This is a genomic window from Actinomadura sp. NBRC 104412, assembly GCF_030269515.1.
GTDB lineage: Bacteria > Actinomycetota > Actinomycetes > Streptosporangiales > Streptosporangiaceae > Spirillospora.
Genome location: NZ_BSTM01000082.1, coordinates 1 through 1,439, shown reverse-complemented (window position 1 = coordinate 1,439; position 1,439 = coordinate 1). Strand labels below are relative to the sequence as shown.

Genomic DNA, 1,439 nt, shown 5'->3' with positions numbered 1-1,439 from the left:
GTTCACGTCCACTGGAGTGGTGTATGGGGTCTGTGTGATCTATGACCGGTTCGTGTCGTGATGGGCGAGTCCCCGTGACGTGAGACGGCCACCTCGTGATCCTTCGAGTCGACCAAGACCAGTGAAGGAGAGAAACGAGGTGGCCGTGAACGACATTGTGCCCGTTGCCAGCGAGGACTTCGAACAGACCCTGGCTGCGGCGTCGCCGGACCTGCTGCGCACGATGGTCCGGGAGATGGCGCAGCGGATGATGGACGCCGAGGTCGAGCAGCTGTGCGGGGCCGGCTACGGCGAGGTGTCCGACCAGCGGGTCAACTCGCGTAACGGGTACCGGCGGCGCGAGTGGGACACCCGCGCGGGGACGGTGGAGCTGGCGATCCCGCGGCTGCGGTCGGGGTCGTACTACCCCGAGTGGCTGCTGGAGCGCAGGCGGCGGGCCGAGCGGGCGCTGGCCAGCGTGGTCGCCACCTCCTACCTGCTGGGCGTGAGCACCCGGCGGGTGGAGAAGCTGGCCGAGCAACTCGGCGTCACCAGACTGAGCAAGTCGCAGGTCAGCGTGTTGGCGCGGGAACTGGACGAGATGGTCGCCGACTTCCGCAACCGGCCGCTCGACCAGGGCCCCTACACGTTCGTGTGGATCGACGCGTTGACGCAGAAGGTGCGCGAAGGCGGCCGCACGGTGAACGTGCACGCGCTGATCGCCACCGGCGTCAACGCCGACGGGCACCGGGAGATCCTCGGCGTCGAGGTGGTCAGCGCCGAGGACGGCGCGGGCTGGCTGGCGTTCCTGCGCGGCCTGGTCGCCCGCGGCCTGTCGGGGGTCAGGCTGGTGACCTCCGACTGCCACGCCGGGCTGCGGGACGCGATCGCCTCCACCCTGCCGGGCGCGTCCTGGCAGCGCTGCCGCACCCACTACCACCGCAACCTGGCCACGCGCGTCCCCCGCTCGGCGCAGCCGTGGGTGTCGACGCTGGTGCGCACCATCTTCGAGCAGCCCTCGGCCGAGGCCGTGCACGCCCAGCACCGCCAGGTCGTGGACGCGCTGGAGGCCAAGTTCCCCGCCGCCGCCGAGCATCTGGACGCCGCCCGTGACGACATCCTGGCCTTCGCCGCCTTCCCCAAGCAGGTCTGGAAGCAGATCTGGTCCAACAACCCCCAGGAACGCCTGAACAAGGAGGTGCGCCGCCGCACCGACGTGGTCGGCATCTTCCCCGACCGCGCCGCGATCGTCCGCCTCGTCGGCGCCGTGCTGGCCGAGCAGAACGATGAATGGACCGAACAACGCCGCTATATCGGCAGCGAAATCCTCGCCGCCTGCCAGAAAGTCGGCCACGAAAGCGACACCAATGATGCTGATGTGACAATTGAGGCAATCAGTGCTTAACTAATCAATAGATCGCGAGGTGGCCTTCTCATACACCACCCGCCTGGACGCGGCC

General features: G+C 68.6%; 1 protein-coding gene. It reads left to right on the top strand.

The features are described from left to right. Positions 1–139: 139 nt before the first annotated feature. Positions 140–1,384, top strand: coding sequence for an IS256 family transposase (locus QSK21_RS35785; RefSeq protein WP_502871632.1), 1,245 nt, complete (start codon positions 140–142; stop codon positions 1,382–1,384). Positions 1,385–1,439 lie beyond the last annotated feature (55 nt).